Origin of the sequence: Pseudomonas huaxiensis (assembly GCF_003231275.1) — a bacterium.
Taxonomy (GTDB): Bacteria; Pseudomonadota; Gammaproteobacteria; order Pseudomonadales; family Pseudomonadaceae; genus Aquipseudomonas; species Aquipseudomonas huaxiensis.
Map to the genome: position 1 here is coordinate 1 of NZ_QKVL01000071.1, position 16690 is coordinate 16690.

Consider the following 16690-nt stretch of genomic DNA (forward strand, 5'->3'; position numbering starts at 1 on the left):
AAACGAATGGATAAGCTCACAGCCCCAAGCCCCAAGCCTCAAGCCCCAAAGATCATCGCCCCCACCATTCCGTGAAGAACGTTGTTCTATGGCCCGGCGGAACGACGCGAAAACTGGCTGTCCCAGTGCCGGAACAACGGCTCCGCCAGAAACAGCACGAACAACAACCGCATCATCTGCAGCGCCGTCACCAGCGGTACCGACAGCTGCAGGGTCTCCGCAGTCAGGCTCATCTCGGCGATACCGCCGGGCATCATGCCCAGGGTCAGCGAACGCAGATCGAGATGGGTCGCGGCACTGAGCGCAAGGGCCGCGATGGCGGCAATCAGCATGGTCAGTACGGTCGCCGCCAGGGTGCGGGCGAGGAACGAGGGCGCGCGTCGGAAGAACGCCCGGTTGAAGTGACAGCCCAGACCGCTACCGATCAGCCACTGGCCGATCTGGCTGGCGCCGTCCGGGAGGCCCAGATGGAGGTTCCAGCCGATACTGGCGACACCCGCCACCAGCAGTGGCCCGAACAGCCACGGGTTGGGCTGCTTCAGGCGTTGCCAGGTCCACGCCACCAGCGCACCAAGCGGGAACAGCAGCGCCAGCCAGGCCCAATTGACCGCACCGGCATGGGCGATCGGCACGCCATCTCCCAGCAGGTACTTGAACGCCGCTGGCACGCACAACACCACCGCCAAAACCCGCAGACTCTGCCCGGCCGCCACGCGACTGAGGTTGGCGCCATTGCGCGCGCCAAGGTTGACCATCTCGCCCGAGCCGCCCGGCATGCTGGAGAAGAACGCGGTGGCGCGGTCCTCACCGGTGCGCCGCAGCAGCCAGACGCCGACCACGCTGGAAAAACTGGTGATCAGCGCACCGAAGAAGATCAGGCCGAAATGGCTGGCAACCTGTTCAGCGACATGCGGCGTGAAGTGCAGGCCGATGCCGATCCCGACGACCCATTGCCCGCACTTGCGCCCACCCGGGATTTCCGCCAATTGCCACGGCGTCAGGCAGCGCACCAGGATTATCGCCAACAACGAACCGACCATGAACGGCAACGGCCAGCCGACGGCGCTGGCCGCGAACCCGCCGGCCAGGCCGACCAGCGGGGTTGCCCACCATTGTCTGAAGGACGACTCAGACATCGGCCAGGGCGCGACGCTGCAGTACCCGACGACGCCAGATGCGGATCAGCGGCAGGGTCATCATCAGCACGGTCAGGGTCCACACCGCGACACTGATCGGGCTCGACCAGAGGATGTCCAGCGCGCCGTTGGAGATCGACAGCGCGCGGCGCAGGTTCTGTTCCATCAGGCCGCCAAGGATGAAGCCGAGCAGGATCGGCGACAGCGGGAAGTCCAGCTTGCGCAGGATGTATCCCATGATGCCGATGCCGACCATCAGGAACAGATCGAAGGTGGTGGCGTGCACGGCGTAGACGCCGATCGCGGTGATGATCGCGATCACCGGCACCAGCGCCCAGTTCGGTACGGCGAGGATGCGAGTGAAGATGCGGATCATCGGAATGTTCAGGATCACCAGCATGATGTTGGCGATGAACAGCGAGGCGATCAGGCCCCAGACGATGTCCGGTTGTTGTTCGAACAGCATCGGCCCGGGGGTGATGTTGTACAGGGTCAGTGCGCCGATCATCACGGCGGTGGTGCCCGAACCTGGAACACCGAGGGTCAGCATCGGCACCAGGGCGCCGCAGCAGGACGCGCCGATGGCGGTTTCAGGGGCCGCAAGACCACGGGCGTCACCTTTGCCGAACTTGCCGCTGGCACCGGCGATACGCTTCTCGGTCATGTAGGCCACGGCGCTGGCGAGGGTCGCACCGGCACCGGGCAACACGCCCATGATGAAGCCGAGCAGGCCGCAGCGGATATTCACCACGAACACCGAGGCCGCTTCCTTGAAGTTGAACAGCATACGTCCGGTGGCCTTCACTGCTTCGTGGCCGTGGTGGGTCTTTTCCAGCAGCAGAAGGATTTCGCTGATGGAGAACAGGCCCAGCACCAGCACGACGAACTGGATGCCGTCGGCCAGGTGCACGCTGTCACCGGTGAAGCGGTACACGCCGCTGTTGGCGTCGATACCGACGCTGGACAGGAACAGGCCGATCAACGCGGCGATAAAGGTTTTCAGCGGTCTGTCGCCGGCCATCCCGCCGAGACAGACGATGGCGAACACCATCAGCACGAAGTACTCCGCCGGCCCGAAGGCGATCGCCCATTTCGCCAGCAGCGGGGCGAACAGCACCATGCCGCAGGTGGCGATGAAAGCACCGATGAACGAGCTCCACGCCGACAGCGACAGCGCCACACCGGCCAGGCCTTGGCGGGCCATGGGGTATCCGTCGAGGGTGGTCATCACGGTGGAGGCTTCGCCCGGGATGTTGAGCAGGATCGAGCTGATCCGGCCGCCGTATTCGCAGCCCAGGTAGACCGCCGCCAGCAGGATCAGCGCCGACTCCGGCGGCAGGCCGAGGGCGAACGCGATGGGGATCAGCAGCGCCACGCCGTTGATTGGGCCGAGGCCCGGCAGCAGGCCGACCACGGTGCCGATCAGGGTGCCGCAGAGCGCGGTGACCAGGTTGTACGGGCTGAGAGCCACGCCGAAGCCCTGGCCCAGATAACTTAGGGTATCCATGTCAATTCTCCAGAACGTCGAGCAGGCCAAGCGGCAGTGGAACGTCCATCACCCGGTCGAACAGCACGTACAGGGCGATGCTCATGAAGCCGACGATGATCACGCTGTGCAGCCAGCGACCACCGTAGAGACGGGCCATCGGCACGCCGATGAGGATGCTGCTGACGATGAAGCCGAGGGATTCGAAGGTGGCGGCGAAAACCACCAGCAGACCGACGCAGAGGCCGATCTTGTTCAGGGTTTCGCGGTCCAGTTCCGGTTCGTCCTCACTGCGGACGATAGGGGTGGGGCGAAAGGCCAGGTAGAGCAGGGCGAGGCCCATCAGGCCAAGCATCAACAGCGGGTAGGCGCGGGGGCCGACGGGCTCGTAGGAAAACGCGGCCTGGTAGGGCCAGGCCATGACGGCCAGGGCGGCACAGACCGCCAGCAGTATCAGGGCAAAGACACGTTGCAGGATCATCAAGAAATCCTCTTGGGGAGGCTGATTTCAGGTAATGCCCAGCCCGTGCGGGGCAGGGCATTGGTGCTGTCTTGAGGGACTCATCGCTGGCAAGCCAGCTCCCACAGTGTTTGTGTCAATCACAAGGTTGTGGTCGACGCGATCTCTGCAGGAGTTGGCAAGCCAGCTCTCACAGTGTTTGTGTCAATCACAAGGTTTGTGGCCAACGCGATCCCTGTGGGAGCTGGCTTGCCAGCGATAAGGTCTACTGAATCAGCCCGAACTCCCGAGCCAGCGCCTTGTAGTCGGCGACCTGTTTCTTGACGTAGGTGTCCAGCTCTTCGCCGGTCATGGCGAACGGGAACAGCTCGCGCTGGTCACGCAGCTTGGCGAACTCTTCGGAGGCCAGCAGCGTGTCGAAAGACGCTTTCCACCAGGCGTAGTCTTCGTCGCTCACCTTCGGCCCGAGGTAGAACCCGCGCACCACCGGCCAGACGATGTCGTAGCCCTGTTCCTTCGCGGTAGGAATGTCCTTCATCTCCGGCTCGTCCAGGCGCTTGTCGGAGAACACGGCGAGCAGGCGCATGTCGCCGCTCTGGATGTGCGGCATGGAGTCGGAAATGTCGGTACTGCCGACCTGAATATGGCCGCCGAGCAGCGCGGTAGCAATTTCACCACCGCCTTCCAGGGCCACGTAGCGCAGGTCACGCGGGTTGATGCCGGCGGCCTTGGCGATCAGCGCGGTTTGCATCCAGTCCTGGCTGCCTACGGTGCCACCGGAACCAATCACCACTTTGCTCGGATCTTTCTTCAATGCCGCGACCAGATCGTCGAGGGTCTTGTAGGGCGAATCATTTTTCACTGCGATGGCACCGTAACTGGTGCCCACCGCCGCCAGCCAGCGCACGGCGTTTTCGTCGAACCGGCCGAACTTGCCCTGGGCCAGGTTCAGCAACGAACCGCTGGACCAGGCCACCAGCGTCCCGGCGTCGCCCGGACGTTGGGCGACCACGGCGTTGTAGGCCACCGCGCCGACACCGCCGGGCATGTAGGTCACACGCATCGGCTTGCTGAGGATTTTCTCGTTGACCAGTGCGCTTTGCACCAGTTTGCAGGTCAGGTCGAAGCCACCACCCGGCGAGGCCGGGGCGATGCATTCAGGGCGTTTCGGTTCGGCAGCCAGCACCTGGCCGGCCAGCAACAGGCAACCGGTGGCGAGGGCGATTCGGCGTAGTGAAAAAGTCATCGTCAGTCTCCGTAGCTTTAATTGTTATAGGCGGATTACCACAGGGCCACGCTGTAGCTCACCAGCAGCCGCACCTCGTCCGCGTCGCGGGCGAAGTTGGAGCGGTAGGTGGCGTTGCGCAGGCGTACGGCGACGTTTTTCAGCGTCCCGCTCTGCACCACGTACTTGAGCTCGGTGTTGCGTTCCCATTCTTTGCCTTCGCTGCCGTTCGCCAGGCTGACGTTGTCCCCGTTGACGTAACGGGTCATGAAGCTCAGCCCTGGAATGCCGATTTTGGCGAAGTCGTAGTCGTAACGCACTTGCCAGGAGCGTTCGTCGGCTCCGGCGAAGTCGTTGATCTGGACGAAGTTGACGAGGTACGGGTCGGAGCCATCCACGTAGGGGAAGGCGCTGTCACCGGACATGCTCTGGTAGGCGGCGCTCAACTTGTGGCCGTTGAGGCCGTAGCTGAGCATGCCGTTGAGCGAAGTGTTGTCGATCTTGCCGCCGCGGGCCTGGCCCTGGTCATCGCTGATCGCCAGGCGCAGGTCGGCGCCGAAGGTGCCCGGGCCAAACGGCTGGGTGGCGACCAGGCCAGCGAAGTGCTGGCGATACACGTCATCGAGCTGGGCGAAGTGATAGCTGCCGGTGATACGGTCGGTGAATTTGTAGTCCAGGCCGGCGAGGTCGAAATGATTGCCGGCGACGGTGCCGAGGAAGCGACCGTTCTTGTTGTTCAGTGCGATGTCTTCCTTGTTGGTGTCATCGCGATCCTTGGCCTTCTCCAGACGTCCGCCGGTGAAGGTCAGGTTCTTCAGTTCCTTGGAGGTCAGCAATCCGCCTTCGAAGGTCTGCGGCAGGATCCGCCCGTCGTTGGGCTTGAGGGTTGGCAGCTCCGGGATCAGGGTGCCGATCTTCAGCTCGGTGGCGGAGATCTTCACCTTGCCGGTCAGGCCGAGCTTGGAGTATTCGTCGGCGGCGCGGCCGTCGTCATGGGTTGGCAGCAGGCCGGTGCCGGTACGGTCGGGGCTGGAGTCGAGCTTGACACCGAGCATGCCCAGCGCATCGACGCCAAAGCCGACGGTGCCTTCGGTGTAGCCGGACTGGAGGTTGAGCATGAAGCCCTGGGCCCATTCGTCGCGCTTGGATTGTTGCGCGCTGGTGCCGTCGCGAAAGTCGCGGTTGAAGTACATGTTGCGGGTTTCGAAGGTGGCGCTGCTGTCTTCGAAGAAGGCGGCCTGGCTCAGCGGAGCAACACTGCAAAGGGCGATGGCGCTGGCGAGGGAAGTCGGGCGAGTGATAGGACGACGAATAGGCGCGAACGCCTGCGGCTGTGATGACAGCATCGTGGAGTAACCCCGTTTATTGTTCTTATCGGTTCGAACACTGCGGTTCGTTCTACGGCTCCCGGAAAGGGCCGTGAACGGATGCTAGGGGCTCAACCTTTCGCTAACCTTTCAATCGACTTTCATCCGCGCGGTGGCTTCACAGGCCATGCTTCCTCTGTAAACTCCGCGCCACTGAACGCGATGCGACCGGGAGAAATCGATGCGAGTGCTGCTCGTCGAAGACCATCTGCAACTGGCCGAAAGCGTGGCCCAGGCGCTGAAAAGCACCGGCCTGACCGTGGACGTGCTGCACGATGGCGTGGCCGCCGACCTGGCCCTGGCCAGCGAGGAATACGCCGTGGTGGTGCTCGATGTGGGCCTGCCGCGGATGGACGGCTTCGAGGTGCTGGCGCGCTTGCGTGCCCGCGGCAAGAACGTCCCGGTGCTGATGCTCACCGCGCGCAGCGACGTCAAGGACCGGGTCCATGGCCTCAACCTCGGCGCCGACGATTACTTGGCCAAGCCCTTCGAACTGACTGAGCTGGAAGCGCGGGTCAAGGCGCTGCTACGGCGCAGCGTGCTTGGCGGCGAGCGCCAGCAGCGCTGCGGTCCGCTGGTCTACGATCTCGATACCCGGCGCTTCACCCTCAGCGATGAACTGCTGACCCTGACCTCCCGCGAGCAGGCGGTGCTTGAGGCGTTGATCGCCCGTCCTGGCCGGGTCATGAGCAAGGAGCAACTGGCCTCCCAGGTCTTCGGCCTGGATGAGGAAGCCAGCGCCGACGCCATCGAAATCTACGTCCATCGGCTGCGCAAGAAGCTCGATGGACACGCCGTCGCCATCGTCACCTTCCGCGGCCTCGGCTACCTCCTTGAGCACCGTGATGCGTAGCGCCGGCAGCCTGCGCGGCCGCCTGCTGTGGAACCTGGCGTTGCTGCTGGTGGTACTGATGATCGCCAGCGGCCTGAGCGCCTACTGGAACGGCCGCGAAGCCGCCGACACCGCCTACGACCGGACCCTGCTGGCCTCGGCACGGACCATCGCCGCCGGTTTGTCGCAACGCGATGGCACCCTCAGCGCCGACGTGCCCTACGTGGCACTCGACACCTTTGCCTACGACAGCGCCGGACGCATCTACTACCAGGTCAACGACATCCACCAGAAGCTGATCTCCGGCTACGAAAACCTGCCGGCGCCGCCGCCCGGCACCCCACGCACCGACGATTACCCGGCGCTGGCGCGGTTCTACGATGCGCGCTACCTGGGCCAGGATGTGCGCGTGGTCAGCCTGCTCAAGGCGGTCAGCGAACCGAACATGAACGGCATGGCCGAGATTCGTGTGGCTGAGACCGAAGAAGCGCGGGTCCGTATGGCGCGCAGCCTGATGGCCGATACTCTGCTGCGCCTCGGCATGCTGGCGCTGGGGGCATTGCTGCTGGTGTGGTTTGCCGTCAGTGCGGCGTTACGACCGTTGGAGCGGTTGCGCGGGGCAGTGGAAGAACGCCAGCCGGACGACCTGCGGCCCTTGCCTTCGGTGGAAGTGCAGCACGAACTGGGGCCATTGGTGCGGGCCTTGAACCACTTCACCGAACGCTTGCGCGAGCAGTTCGAGCGTCAGGCGCAATTCATCGCCGATGCCGCTCACGAGTTGCGCACGCCGTTGGCGGCGCTCAAGGCGCGGGTCGAGTTGGGGCTGCGCTCGAAAGAGCCGCAGGTCTGGCATGAAACCCTGCAGGCCACGGCGCAGAGCACCGACAAGCTGACCCACCTGGCCAATCAGTTGCTGTCCATGGCGCGGGTGGAAAACGGCGCCCGGGCGATTGCCGAGGGCGGCGCGCAACTACTGGATCTTAGCCAGTTGGCGCGGGAACTGGGCATGGCGATGGCGCCGCTGGCCCATGCCCGCGGGATCGCCCTGGCGCTGGAGGCCGAGGCGCCGGTGTGGGTGCGCGGCGAGCCGACGCTGCTCAACGAGCTGCTCAGTAATTTGGTGGACAACGCTTTGGCACACACGCCCAAGGGCGGCAACGTGATCTTGCGGGTGACGGCGCCGGGCGAGCTGGAAGTCGAGGATGACGGGCCCGGGATACCGGCGCAGGAGCGGGAGAAAGTCTTCGAGCGCTTTTACCGGGGCAGTGCTCAGGGCACCGGGCTGGGTTTGGCGATCGTCGGCGAAATCTGCCGCGCGCACCTTGCCGCCATCAGCTTGCATGATGGCGAAAAGGGCGGGTTGAAGGTTCGAGTGAGTTTCAATCCGGCGGGGTGATGGTTTCAGGCCTCAACGTCAGCGAAACATCCGCTTCGCATCCATCAGCTCTTCAGACAGCACCGGACTGCTCGCCGACAACCGCAGATGCCGAAACGCCGGCAGCGCCGCCAACGGCCGTTCCCACTCGTTGCTATCGCACAGCACCTGAGCGATCTGGACGATATCGATGTAATCCACCTTGGCGGACTCCCGGTCCAGGTTCTGCACCTCGCCCGGTAACCCGGCCAGTTGCTCGGGGAACTCCCAGACACTGAGAATCTTGTCGCCCAGCACCGGCTGGATCTGCTCGATCACATGGTTCAGGCAGACCGGGTCCGACAGCAGTTCGTTGTGTTCCTCGGCATAGGTGAGGATTGGCAGCACGCCGATCTGATGGACCAGCCCCGCGAGGGCAGCCTGGTCGGGCTTCAACTCGGTGAAGCGTTGACACAGTTCATAGCTTATCCCTGCAACCTCAAGGCTTTTTGCCCAGATTTCCCGCATTTTCTGTTCGATCACTTCCGAGCGGGCATGGAAAATCTGCTCGATCACCAGGCCAATCGCGAGGTTGCAGCTGTAATTGACCCCCAGTCGGGTGATCGCGGTCTGCAGGTCGGTGACTTCAGTGATCGCGCGCAGCAGCGGGCTGTTGACTACCTTGATCAGGCGAGCGGCGAGGGCGGCGTCGCTGCCGATCACCTTGCTAAGGGTGCTGACACTGATCTCGCTGTCTTCCGCCGCTTCGCGGATGCTCAAGGCAACCTCGGGCAGGGTCGGCAAGACCAGATCGTCATTGTCGATGGCGGCCAGTAACTGCGTTTGGACCATCTCGGCCAGCGTGTTCATCGTGATTCTCTCCCGCGTTCAGGGATGGCCCCGTCGGTATGCGCGGTGGGGCGTGGCGGGTTCAGCGCTGGATCTCGCGGTCGCGGTCCAGTTCGTAAGGCAACGGCAGCAGGCTCAGGCGTGGGCCTTCGAGACTGCCCAGATGCAAGTTGTCGTCTTCGACGGCGTCGGCCGTAAGCACCGCGAGCAGCTCGCCGCGGGCGGCAATCACGACTTCGCCGACGGATGAACCGTGGGTCGGCGAGAAAATTTCGCTGCCGGGGGCCGGCATCTCGCCTTCGTTCAGGGCCAGCCGGTACAGGCGGCGCTTGAGCTTGCCGAGGTATTGCATGCGGGCGACGATTTCCTGTCCGGTGTAGCAGCCTTTCTTGAAGCTGACACCGCCCACGGCCTGCAGGTTGATCATCTGTGGAATGAACAGCTCGCGGGTCTGCTCCATGACCTGTCCGATACCGGCGCGGATCTGTCCGAGCAGCCAGTCATCCAGCTCGCCTTCCGACAGATGGTCGGTCAATTGTGCACGCACCGAGTCGGCCTGGGCGGCAGGCACCCACAGTTCGACACGGTCAGGAGAAACATTGATCGCGATCAGACCGTCATGGCGGACGGTCGCGCCAGCCTGATCCGGCACTTCGAGGCCCAGGGAGGCGAGGGCAGCTTCACCGTGGCTCAGGCCGAAACGGACCCAGGCGGCGCTTTCGTCGGTGAGCTTGGCCTTGGAAAACACGGCGTACTTCTTCAGGTCGGCCAATTGCGATTCCAGCAGTTCGCGGGTCATGGCCAGAAGGAAGCCATCGCCTTCGGGAAGGATGCGGAAGCTCGATTGCATCCGGCCTTTCTGCATGCAGCGCGAACCGAGGCTGGAGGTGTTTTCGCTGAGATAACCGATATGGCAGGTCAGTTGACCTTGAAGGAACTTGCCAGCGTCCGAACCGCGTACAGCGAGGACGCCTTCATGGGAGAGGGTGCAGAAAAAAGCGGAGTCGGCCATGGTTCATCGCAGGTGAAATAAGACTGGGGGCCATCATAGAGTGCCATTGGCAAAATAGGTAGCGGACCTAGACCAATGCCGTGTGCCCTTGTGAGGTCCGGTCTGTATACTGGCCGCCTATTCGAGGAGGGCCCCATGGTCGAACAAACTGAACTCAATCGACTGTTCTGGCACAGCCGCCGCGGCATGCTGGAGCTGGACGTACTGCTGGTACCTTTCACCCAGGAGGTTTACTCGACCCTGAGCGAGACGGATCGCGAGCTGTATGTTCGTCTGCTGAGCTGTGAAGACCAGGACATGTTCGGCTGGTTCATGGAACGCTCCGAGTCCGAAGACCCGGAACTGCAACGCATGGTTCGCATCATCCTGGACCGTGTCCAGCCCAAGTAACAGTTTCGAGTGCCGCTGGCAGGGCTCAAAGCTACTGCTGGCGGCTTATCTCGCCTGTCTCGCGCTGGCCATCACGGCGCTTGCGCTCCTGGCGATCCCGCCACTGCTTGCCCTCGCGGGCCTGGCCCTGTGCCTGGGGCATGCCTTCTGGGTCATTCCCCGCCAGATACTCCTTTCCCATCCCGATGCCATCACCCGCCTGCGCCGCGATGCCCATGGCTGGCAGCTATGGAGCGCCGTTCGTGGCTGGCACGCAGTGCAATTGCGCCGTGACAGCATGGCGCTGCCGGGGTTGGTTATTCTGCGTTTCCGCCGGCCGGGGCAATTCTTCGCCCGCAGCCAGTGCATCGGCCATGATGCGCTGGAGCCGGTGCAGCACCGGCGCCTGCGCTTGCGCCTGAAGTTCAGTCGGAAAAGGTGGGCGGCTGCAGAATAGTGTCCTTGGCGTCCGGCAGCAGGTTCGGGTAGTCCAGGGTGTAATGCAGGCCGCGGGATTCCTTGCGCTGCATGGCTGACTTGATCATCAGTTCGGCGACCTGGGCCAGGTTGCGCAGCTCGATCAGGTCGCGGCTGACTTTGTAGTTGCTGTAGAACTCGTCGATTTCATCCAGCAGCAGGCGCACACGGTGCTCGGCCCGTTGCAGGCGCTTGTTGGTGCGCACGATGCCGACGTAGTCCCACATGAACCGCCGCAACTCGTCCCAGTTGTGCGCAATGATCACGTCCTCGTCCGAGTCGGTCACCTGGCTGGCGTCCCAGCAGGGCAGGGCGTTGGGCATGCCGACCTGTTCCAGTTGCGCGACGATGTCGGCGGCCGCTGAACGACCATAGACGAAACACTCCAGCAGCGAGTTGCTGGCCATGCGGTTGGCGCCGTGCAGGCCGGTGAAACTGGTTTCTCCGATGGCGTAGAGACCCGGCACATCGGTGCGGCCGTCCTGGTCGATCATCACGCCGCCACAGGTGTAGTGGGCGGCGGGGACCACCGGGATCGCCTGGCGGGTGATGTCGATGCCGAAGGTCAGGCAGCGTTCATAGACGGTCGGGAAGTGGCTTTTGACGAAATCGGCCGGCTTGTGGCTGATGTCCAGATAAACGCAGTCCACGCCCAGTCGCTTCATTTCATGGTCGATGGCGCGGGCGACGATATCCCGCGGCGCCAGTTCGGCGCGCGGGTCGAAGCGGTGCATGAAGCGTTCGCCGTTGGGCAGCTTGAGCAGTCCGCCTTCGCCACGCAGGGCCTCGGTGATCAGGAAACTCTTGGCCTGCGGGTGATACAGGCAGGTCGGGTGGAACTGGTTGAATTCCAGGTTGGCCACCCGGCAACCGGCGCGCCAGGCCATGGCGATGCCGTCGCCACAGGCGCCGTCCGGGTTGCTGGTATAGAGGTAGACCTTGGCTGCGCCGCCGGTGGCCAGCACCGTGAAGCGGGCGCCGAAGGTGTCGACCTCGCCGGTCGCGCGATTGAGCACGTAGGCGCCGAGGCAGCGTTCGCCATCCAGGCCGAGACGACGTTCGGTGATCAGGTCCACCGCCACGCGTTGCTCCAGCAGTTCGATATTCGGTCGCTGCCGGGCCTGGTCCAGCAAGGTCTTGAAGATCGCTGCACCTGTGGCATCGGCGGCATGGATGATGCGCCGGTGGCTGTGACCGCCTTCGCGGGTCAGGTGGAACTCGAAACCACCGTCGTCGACGCTGGCATGTTCATCACGGGTGAACGGCACGCCCTGGTCGATCAACCACTGGATCGATTCGCGGCTGTGCTCGACGGTGAAGCGCACCGCGTCTTCGTGGCACAGGCCGCCGCCGGCATTGAGGGTATCTTCGACGTGGGATTGCACGGTGTCGGTATCGTCGAGCACCGCGGCGACGCCGCCCTGCGCCCAAAAGGTCGAGCCATTGGCGAGATCGCCCTTGCTCAGTACCGCGATGCGCAGATGGGAGGGCAGGTTCAGTGCCAGGCTCAGGCCCGCGGCACCGCTGCCGATCACGAGGACGTCATGTTGTAATTGTTGGCTCATGTCTGGATTTTCCGCGCGGGGCGACCACGAAGGACACTGGTATAAGGACGGTGGTATCGGCACAATGGTCAAGCGTTTATGGCATTGTGAAACTATCGTGAATCTGGGTGGGGTGCCTTTATAGCAGCCTCAATGCCCTGATTTCCATGTCACTGACGCGCTTCTGGCAGCCACGCGTGGAACTTTACTGGAAACGTACCTATCCATAGAGGGTTGCCTGTACGCCAGCAGCCGCAGCGGCAGGAGGCGACGGTCGTTTTGGTCGTTGCCCATGCATAGAAGACTGATTTATTGACGCAGCCGGCAGCGACCGCGCTGCGTTTTTCGTGCGAGCCGATCAAGGGCCGCCGGAAACTTGTCTGGAGGGGGAGAACTTTTGCAAAAAGCCCGAGTCTATGGTTGCAAGCCTGAACGATGGCCAATGCAGCACCCCTCCAGGTTCACCGAGGAGTGTTCATGCTAACCCAGGAAGAGGATCAGCAGCTTGTCGAGCGCGTGCAGCGCGGCGACAGGCGAGCGTTCGATCTGTTGGTGCTGAAGTATCAGCACAAGATTCTCGGGTTGATCGTGCGATTCGTGCACGACACCCATGAGGCCCAGGATGTTGCGCAGGAAGCGTTCATCAAGGCCTACCGTGCTCTTGGCAATTTTCGTGGTGACAGCGCTTTCTATACCTGGCTGTACCGCATTGCGATCAACACGGCGAAAAACTATCTGGTGTCCCGCGGTCGGCGGCCACCGGACAGCGATGTCAGTTCCGAGGATGCAGAGTTTTACGATGGCGATCATGGCCTCAAGGACCTCGAATCCCCAGAACGCGCGCTGTTGCGGGACGAGATCGAAGGCACCGTCCATCGAACCATCCAGCAACTGCCAGAAGATTTGCGTACGGCGTTAACTTTACGTGAATTCGATGGTCTGAGTTACGAGGACATTGCGAGCGTCATGCAGTGTCCGGTGGGTACCGTGCGCTCTCGTATTTTCCGCGCTCGGGAGGCCATAGACAAAGCCCTGCAGCCGTTGTTGCAGGAAACCTGAGACAGCGGCGACAGCCAAGAGAGGAACCGCCATGAGTCGTGAAGCTTTGCAGGAATCGCTGTCCGCGGTGATGGATAACGAAGCGGACGAACTGGAATTACGTCGGGTATTGAGTGCCATGGACGATTCCGACACCCGAGCCACCTGGTCGCGTTACCAGGTCGCCCGTGCAGCGATGCACAAGGAATTGCTGCTGCCGAAACTGGATATCGCCTCCGCGGTCTCCGCCGCGTTGGCCGATGAAGCCACGCCGGCCAAGGTTACTCGCGGCCCATGGCGTACTGTCGGTCGTCTGGCGGTAGCTGCCTCGGTGACTCTGGCAGTGCTGGTAGGTGTACGCCTGTACAACCAGGACGAAATCACGGGTGCCCAACTGGCTGCCCAGCAACCGGTTCAACAAGGCCTGGTTGCACCACAGGTCCAGGGTCCGGCGGTTCTGGCAGGCTATAGTGAAAGTGCCGAACAGCCTACCGGGCCGATGGCCAATGGCGTGTTGCAAGGTCAAAGCGGCTGGCAAGATCAGCGTCTGCCGGGCTACATGCGTCAACACGCTCAGGAAGCAGCAGTGAAAGGTACTGAAAGCGCACTGCCTTACGCCCGTGCCGCCAGCCTGGATAATCGCTAGGAACACCAAGGAGGATCATGCGCGCGCTACCTCTCATACCGCTCTTGCTCAGCGGCTGCCTGACGCTGCCGGCCTTGGCCGCCAACTCGTCGACAGATGCCGCTGACTGGCTCAACCGTCTGGCCAAGGCCGAGCAGGAGCAAAGTTATCAGGGCACTTTCGTTTACGAGCGCAATGGTAGTTTTTCCACCCACGATATCTGGCATCGGGTCCAGGACGGTAAAGTCAGCGAGCGGCTGTTGCAGCTCGATGGTCCGGCCCAGGAAGTCGTGCGTGTCGATGGGCAGACCCAATGCGTGAGCGGGGCCCTGGTTGAGGGTGTGGGTAATGCGACGCAGTCGTCGGCGCGAGTCCTCGATCCTCTCAAACTGATGAACTGGTACGACTTGAGCGTCGCGGGACAATCCCGCGTAGCCGGGCGCGATGTGGTGATTCTTACCCTGCGCCCGCGTGACCAGCATCGTTATGCGTTCGAGTTGTACCTGGATCGTAAAACAGCGCTCCCGCTGAAGTCCCTGTTGATCAACGACAAGGAGCAACTGCTGGAGCGCTTCCAGTTCACCAGCCTGGAGACCAGGGTCCCAGAGGACGGTGAGCTCAAGTCCAGTGCCAACTGCCAGCAGGTTGCCCCGGCTTCAGGTCAGGTCAACGAGGCGGTGGTGGGCTGGCGTTCGGATTGGTTACCGCCCGGTTTCGAGCTGGTCAACAGCAGTGTGCGCAAGGACCCGGACGGCAAGCACAGCATCAGCAGCATGATGTATGACGATGGTCTGGCGCGGTTTTCGGTGTTCCTCGAGACGATCGACAGTGGTGCCGGCTCTGACGCGCGCACCCAGTTGGGCCCGACTGCTGCCGTCTCGCGTCAACTGACCACGCCCAAGGGCGAAATGATGGTCACGGTAGTGGGAGAAATCCCCATTGGCACCGCCGAGCGGGTGGCGTTGTCGATGCGCTTGCAGGACGCTCAAGCCAGCCAGTGATAAACCCTGGAGTTGTTTCAGTACATGGATGACAAGGATGAAAAGCATGTCCCAGAGCCGCTGACATGATTGGTAAGCCTTCAAGTTTGCAAAAACATCCAGATTTTTCTATAGGTCAGCCCTTCCGGGGTCTGGCCTTTCCTGCTGTTGCAGCATCAAGAATGCCAATGTATCTGGCCTGGTCGCAGCCTTCGGGTTTGTCACCAGGCCTTTTTCGTTGGCAGGTCCCTACTGCTTAACCACGCTCGTTGTGACGGGAGCCGTATGTCAATACCACGCTTGAAATCCTATCTATCGCTGTTTACGGCCGTGCTGATGCTCGGCCAGATGGCTGCTGCCCAGGCTGAAGCCCTGCCGGACTTCACCACCCTGGTCGAGCAGGCTTCGCCGGCCGTCGTGAACATCAGTACCAAGCAGAAACTGCCGGATCGCCGCGTCGCTGCCGGTCAGATGCCGGACCTCGAAGGCCTGCCGCCGATGTTCCGCGAGTTCTTCGAGCGCAGCATTCCGCAGCAGCCTCGCGGCGGTGATCGCCAGCGTGAAGCGCAGTCGCTGGGGTCGGGCTTCATCATTTCCGATGATGGTTACGTGCTGACCAACAACCACGTGGTCGCCGATGCCGACGAAATCATCGTCCGCCTGTCTGACCGCAGCGAGCTGCAGGCCAAGCTGGTCGGCACTGACCCGCGTACCGACGTGGCGCTGCTCAAGGTCGAAGGCAAGAACCTGCCGACCGTGAAGCTGGGCGACTCGTCAAAGCTGAAGGTGGGTGAGTGGGTATTGGCGATCGGTTCGCCGTTCGGTTTCGACCACTCGGTGACCAAAGGCATCGTCAGCGCCAAGGGCCGCACCCTGCCGAACGATACCTATGTCCCGTTCATCCAGACCGACGTGGCGATCAACCCGGGTAACTCCGGTGGCCCGCTGTTCAACATGAATGGCGAAGTCGTGGGTATCAACTCGCAGATCTTCACCCGTTCCGGTGGCTTCATGGGCCTGTCGTTCGCGATCCCGATCGATGTGGCAATCGACGTTTCCAACCAGTTGAAGAAAGACGGCAAGGTCAGCCGTGGCTGGCTGGGCGTAGTGATCCAGGAGGTCAACAAGGACCTCGCTGAATCCTTCGGTCTGGACAAGCCGGCCGGTGCCCTGGTAGCCCAGGTGCTGGAAAACGGTCCGGCCGCCAAGGGTGGTCTGCAAGTGGGTGACGTGATCCTCAGCCTGAACGGCCAGCCGATCATCATGTCCGCCGACCTGCCGCACCTGGTGGGCGGTTTGAAAGACGGTGCCAAGGCCAAGCTGGAAATCATCCGCAACGGCAAGCGCCAAAACCTCGACGTGACCATCGGTGCGCTACCGGATGACGATCAGGAAGTCAGCGCCAGTGCTGGCGGTGGGCTCGAGCGCAACAGCAACCGCCTGGGCGTTACTGTCTCCGACCTGACCGCCGAGCAGAAGAAGTCCCTGGAGCTCAACGGTGGCGTGGTCATCAAGGAAGTCCAGGACGGTCCGGCGGCCCTGATCGGCCTGCGTCCGGGTGACGTCATCAGCCACCTCAACAATCAGGCGATCACTTCGGCCAAGGAGTTCACTGAAATCGCCAAGGAACTGCCGAAGAACCGTTCGGTGTCCATGCGCGTATTGCGTCAGGGGCGTGCAAGCTTCATCACGTTCAAACTGGCTGAATAAGCCGGTTTCGCAACAAAAGGGCAGCCTCCTGGCTGCCCTTTTTGCATCAGCTCGATAGCCCCGACCTGATATTTTTGTCAGTTGCGCGCCTGATGCATTTGGCTCTTCAATCTTCTCAGCCCCGTTCGTGCCGCTGGCACATCCCTCGGGCCCGACAGGATCTGGAGAATACCCATGACTATCAATGAGCGCATTGGCAACCCTCAAGCTGACCTTGACGAAGTAT

Annotated in this window: 16 protein-coding genes; 8 read left to right on the forward strand and 8 right to left on the reverse strand. The window is 62.5% G+C overall.

The features are described 5' to 3' along the window. Nucleotides 1–86 precede the first annotated feature (86 nt). From DM374_RS31235 to DM374_RS31255, 5 genes are all read right to left on the reverse strand, one after another. Complete coding sequence (locus DM374_RS31235) at nt 87–1136, reverse strand: AbrB family transcriptional regulator (protein WP_110973361.1); 1050 nt, start codon at nt 1134–1136, stop codon at nt 87–89. Then, a complete protein-coding gene (locus DM374_RS31240) occupies nt 1129–2643 on the reverse strand; it encodes a tripartite tricarboxylate transporter permease (RefSeq protein ID WP_095154826.1) in 1515 nt (504 codons plus the stop codon). The genes DM374_RS31235 and DM374_RS31240 overlap by 8 nt, the downstream gene beginning before the upstream one ends. Nucleotide 2644: 1 nt before the next feature. Continuing rightward, nucleotides 2645–3103 (reverse strand): tripartite tricarboxylate transporter TctB family protein, encoded by a 459-nt coding sequence (locus DM374_RS31245; protein WP_110973362.1) that lies wholly within the window; start codon nt 3101–3103, stop codon nt 2645–2647. Nucleotides 3104–3347: 244 nt separating this feature from the next. Then, nucleotides 3348–4328, reverse strand: a complete 981-nt coding sequence (locus DM374_RS31250; RefSeq protein ID WP_110973363.1) for a Bug family tripartite tricarboxylate transporter substrate binding protein — start codon at nt 4326–4328, stop codon at nt 3348–3350. Between the two features lie 35 nt (nt 4329–4363). Further along, nucleotides 4364–5653: an OprD family porin gene (locus tag DM374_RS31255; protein ID WP_110973364.1), complete on the reverse strand. Its 1290-nt coding sequence runs from the start codon at nt 5651–5653 to the stop codon at nt 4364–4366. Between the two features lie 202 nt (nt 5654–5855). On the opposite strand from DM374_RS31255, the gene DM374_RS31260 reads away from it, so the two are divergent. Then, a complete protein-coding gene (locus tag DM374_RS31260) occupies nt 5856–6527 on the forward strand; it encodes a response regulator (protein ID WP_110973365.1) in 672 nt (223 codons plus the stop codon). Then, nucleotides 6520–7902, forward strand: a complete 1383-nt coding sequence (locus DM374_RS31265) for a sensor histidine kinase (protein ID WP_110973366.1) — start codon at nt 6520–6522, stop codon at nt 7900–7902. Before DM374_RS31260 ends, DM374_RS31265 begins: the two co-directional genes overlap by 8 nt. Before the next feature lie 18 nt (nt 7903–7920). Here the strand turns inward: DM374_RS31265 and DM374_RS31270 are convergent, their stop codons facing one another. Both DM374_RS31270 and ygfZ read right to left on the reverse strand, forming a co-directional pair. Further along, nucleotides 7921–8730 (reverse strand): HDOD domain-containing protein, encoded by an 810-nt coding sequence (locus tag DM374_RS31270; RefSeq protein WP_110973367.1) that lies wholly within the window; start codon nt 8728–8730, stop codon nt 7921–7923. A 61-nt stretch (nt 8731–8791) separates the two neighbouring features. Beyond that, complete coding sequence (gene ygfZ, locus DM374_RS31275) at nt 8792–9721, reverse strand: CAF17-like 4Fe-4S cluster assembly/insertion protein YgfZ (RefSeq protein ID WP_110973368.1); 930 nt, start codon at nt 9719–9721, stop codon at nt 8792–8794. A 135-nt stretch (nt 9722–9856) separates the two neighbouring features. Between ygfZ and DM374_RS31280 the strand changes: the two genes are divergently transcribed. Next, nucleotides 9857–10111 (forward strand): FAD assembly factor SdhE, encoded by a 255-nt coding sequence (locus DM374_RS31280; RefSeq protein ID WP_095154834.1) that lies wholly within the window; start codon nt 9857–9859, stop codon nt 10109–10111. Further along, on the forward strand, nt 10095–10547 hold the full coding sequence (locus DM374_RS31285) for a protein YgfX (RefSeq protein ID WP_110973369.1): 453 nt from the start codon (nt 10095–10097) through the stop codon (nt 10545–10547). The genes DM374_RS31280 and DM374_RS31285 overlap by 17 nt, the downstream gene beginning before the upstream one ends. On the opposite strand, the gene nadB is transcribed toward DM374_RS31285, so the two are convergent. After that, a complete protein-coding gene (gene nadB / locus DM374_RS31290; protein ID WP_110973370.1) occupies nt 10516–12132 on the reverse strand; it encodes an L-aspartate oxidase in 1617 nt (538 codons plus the stop codon). The genes DM374_RS31285 and nadB overlap by 32 nt on opposite strands. A gap of 456 nt (nt 12133–12588) precedes the next feature. Between nadB and rpoE the strand changes: the two genes are divergently transcribed. From rpoE to DM374_RS31310, 4 genes are all read left to right on the forward strand, one after another. Continuing rightward, the gene (gene rpoE, locus DM374_RS31295; protein WP_010220971.1) at nt 12589–13170 is read left to right on the forward strand and encodes an RNA polymerase sigma factor RpoE; all 582 of its coding nucleotides are present in this window, start codon (nt 12589–12591) and stop codon (nt 13168–13170) included. 31 nt (nt 13171–13201) lie between these two features. After that, nucleotides 13202–13795, forward strand: a complete 594-nt coding sequence (locus tag DM374_RS31300) for a sigma-E factor negative regulatory protein (protein WP_095154837.1) — start codon at nt 13202–13204, stop codon at nt 13793–13795. 17 nt (nt 13796–13812) lie between these two features. Beyond that, complete coding sequence (locus DM374_RS31305; RefSeq protein ID WP_110973371.1) at nt 13813–14775, forward strand: MucB/RseB C-terminal domain-containing protein; 963 nt, start codon at nt 13813–13815, stop codon at nt 14773–14775. Between the two features lie 315 nt (nt 14776–15090). Continuing rightward, a complete protein-coding gene (locus DM374_RS31310; RefSeq protein ID WP_225422643.1) occupies nt 15091–16464 on the forward strand; it encodes a DegQ family serine endoprotease in 1374 nt (457 codons plus the stop codon). The last annotated feature ends 226 nt before the right edge of the window (nt 16465–16690 follow it).

What these genes read in the sequence shown, in the direction of transcription:
- DM374_RS31255 (WP_110973364.1), bottom strand. Translation starts at nt 5,653, where the DNA reads ATGCTGTCATCACAGCCGCAGGCGTTCGCGCCTATTCGTCGTCCTATC.
- DM374_RS31265 (WP_110973366.1), top strand. Translation starts at nt 6,520, where the DNA reads ATGCGTAGCGCCGGCAGCCTGCGCGGCCGCCTGCTGTGGAACCTGGCG.
- DM374_RS31260 (WP_110973365.1), top strand. Translation starts at nt 5,856, where the DNA reads ATGCGAGTGCTGCTCGTCGAAGACCATCTGCAACTGGCCGAAAGCGTG.
- DM374_RS31250 (WP_110973363.1), bottom strand. Translation starts at nt 4,328, where the DNA reads ATGACTTTTTCACTACGCCGAATCGCCCTCGCCACCGGTTGCCTGTTG.
- DM374_RS31280 (WP_095154834.1), top strand. Translation starts at nt 9,857, where the DNA reads ATGGTCGAACAAACTGAACTCAATCGACTGTTCTGGCACAGCCGCCGC.
- rpoE (WP_010220971.1), top strand. Translation starts at nt 12,589, where the DNA reads ATGCTAACCCAGGAAGAGGATCAGCAGCTTGTCGAGCGCGTGCAGCGC.
- DM374_RS31245 (WP_110973362.1), bottom strand. Translation starts at nt 3,103, where the DNA reads ATGATCCTGCAACGTGTCTTTGCCCTGATACTGCTGGCGGTCTGTGCC.
- DM374_RS31310 (WP_225422643.1), top strand. Translation starts at nt 15,091, where the DNA reads ATGCTCGGCCAGATGGCTGCTGCCCAGGCTGAAGCCCTGCCGGACTTC.
- DM374_RS31235 (WP_110973361.1), bottom strand. Translation starts at nt 1,136, where the DNA reads ATGTCTGAGTCGTCCTTCAGACAATGGTGGGCAACCCCGCTGGTCGGC.
- nadB (WP_110973370.1), bottom strand. Translation starts at nt 12,132, where the DNA reads ATGAGCCAACAATTACAACATGACGTCCTCGTGATCGGCAGCGGTGCC.
- ygfZ (WP_110973368.1), bottom strand. Translation starts at nt 9,721, where the DNA reads ATGGCCGACTCCGCTTTTTTCTGCACCCTCTCCCATGAAGGCGTCCTC.
- DM374_RS31305 (WP_110973371.1), top strand. Translation starts at nt 13,813, where the DNA reads ATGCGCGCGCTACCTCTCATACCGCTCTTGCTCAGCGGCTGCCTGACG.
- DM374_RS31240 (WP_095154826.1), bottom strand. Translation starts at nt 2,643, where the DNA reads ATGGATACCCTAAGTTATCTGGGCCAGGGCTTCGGCGTGGCTCTCAGC.
- DM374_RS31270 (WP_110973367.1), bottom strand. Translation starts at nt 8,730, where the DNA reads ATGAACACGCTGGCCGAGATGGTCCAAACGCAGTTACTGGCCGCCATC.
- DM374_RS31300 (WP_095154837.1), top strand. Translation starts at nt 13,202, where the DNA reads ATGAGTCGTGAAGCTTTGCAGGAATCGCTGTCCGCGGTGATGGATAAC.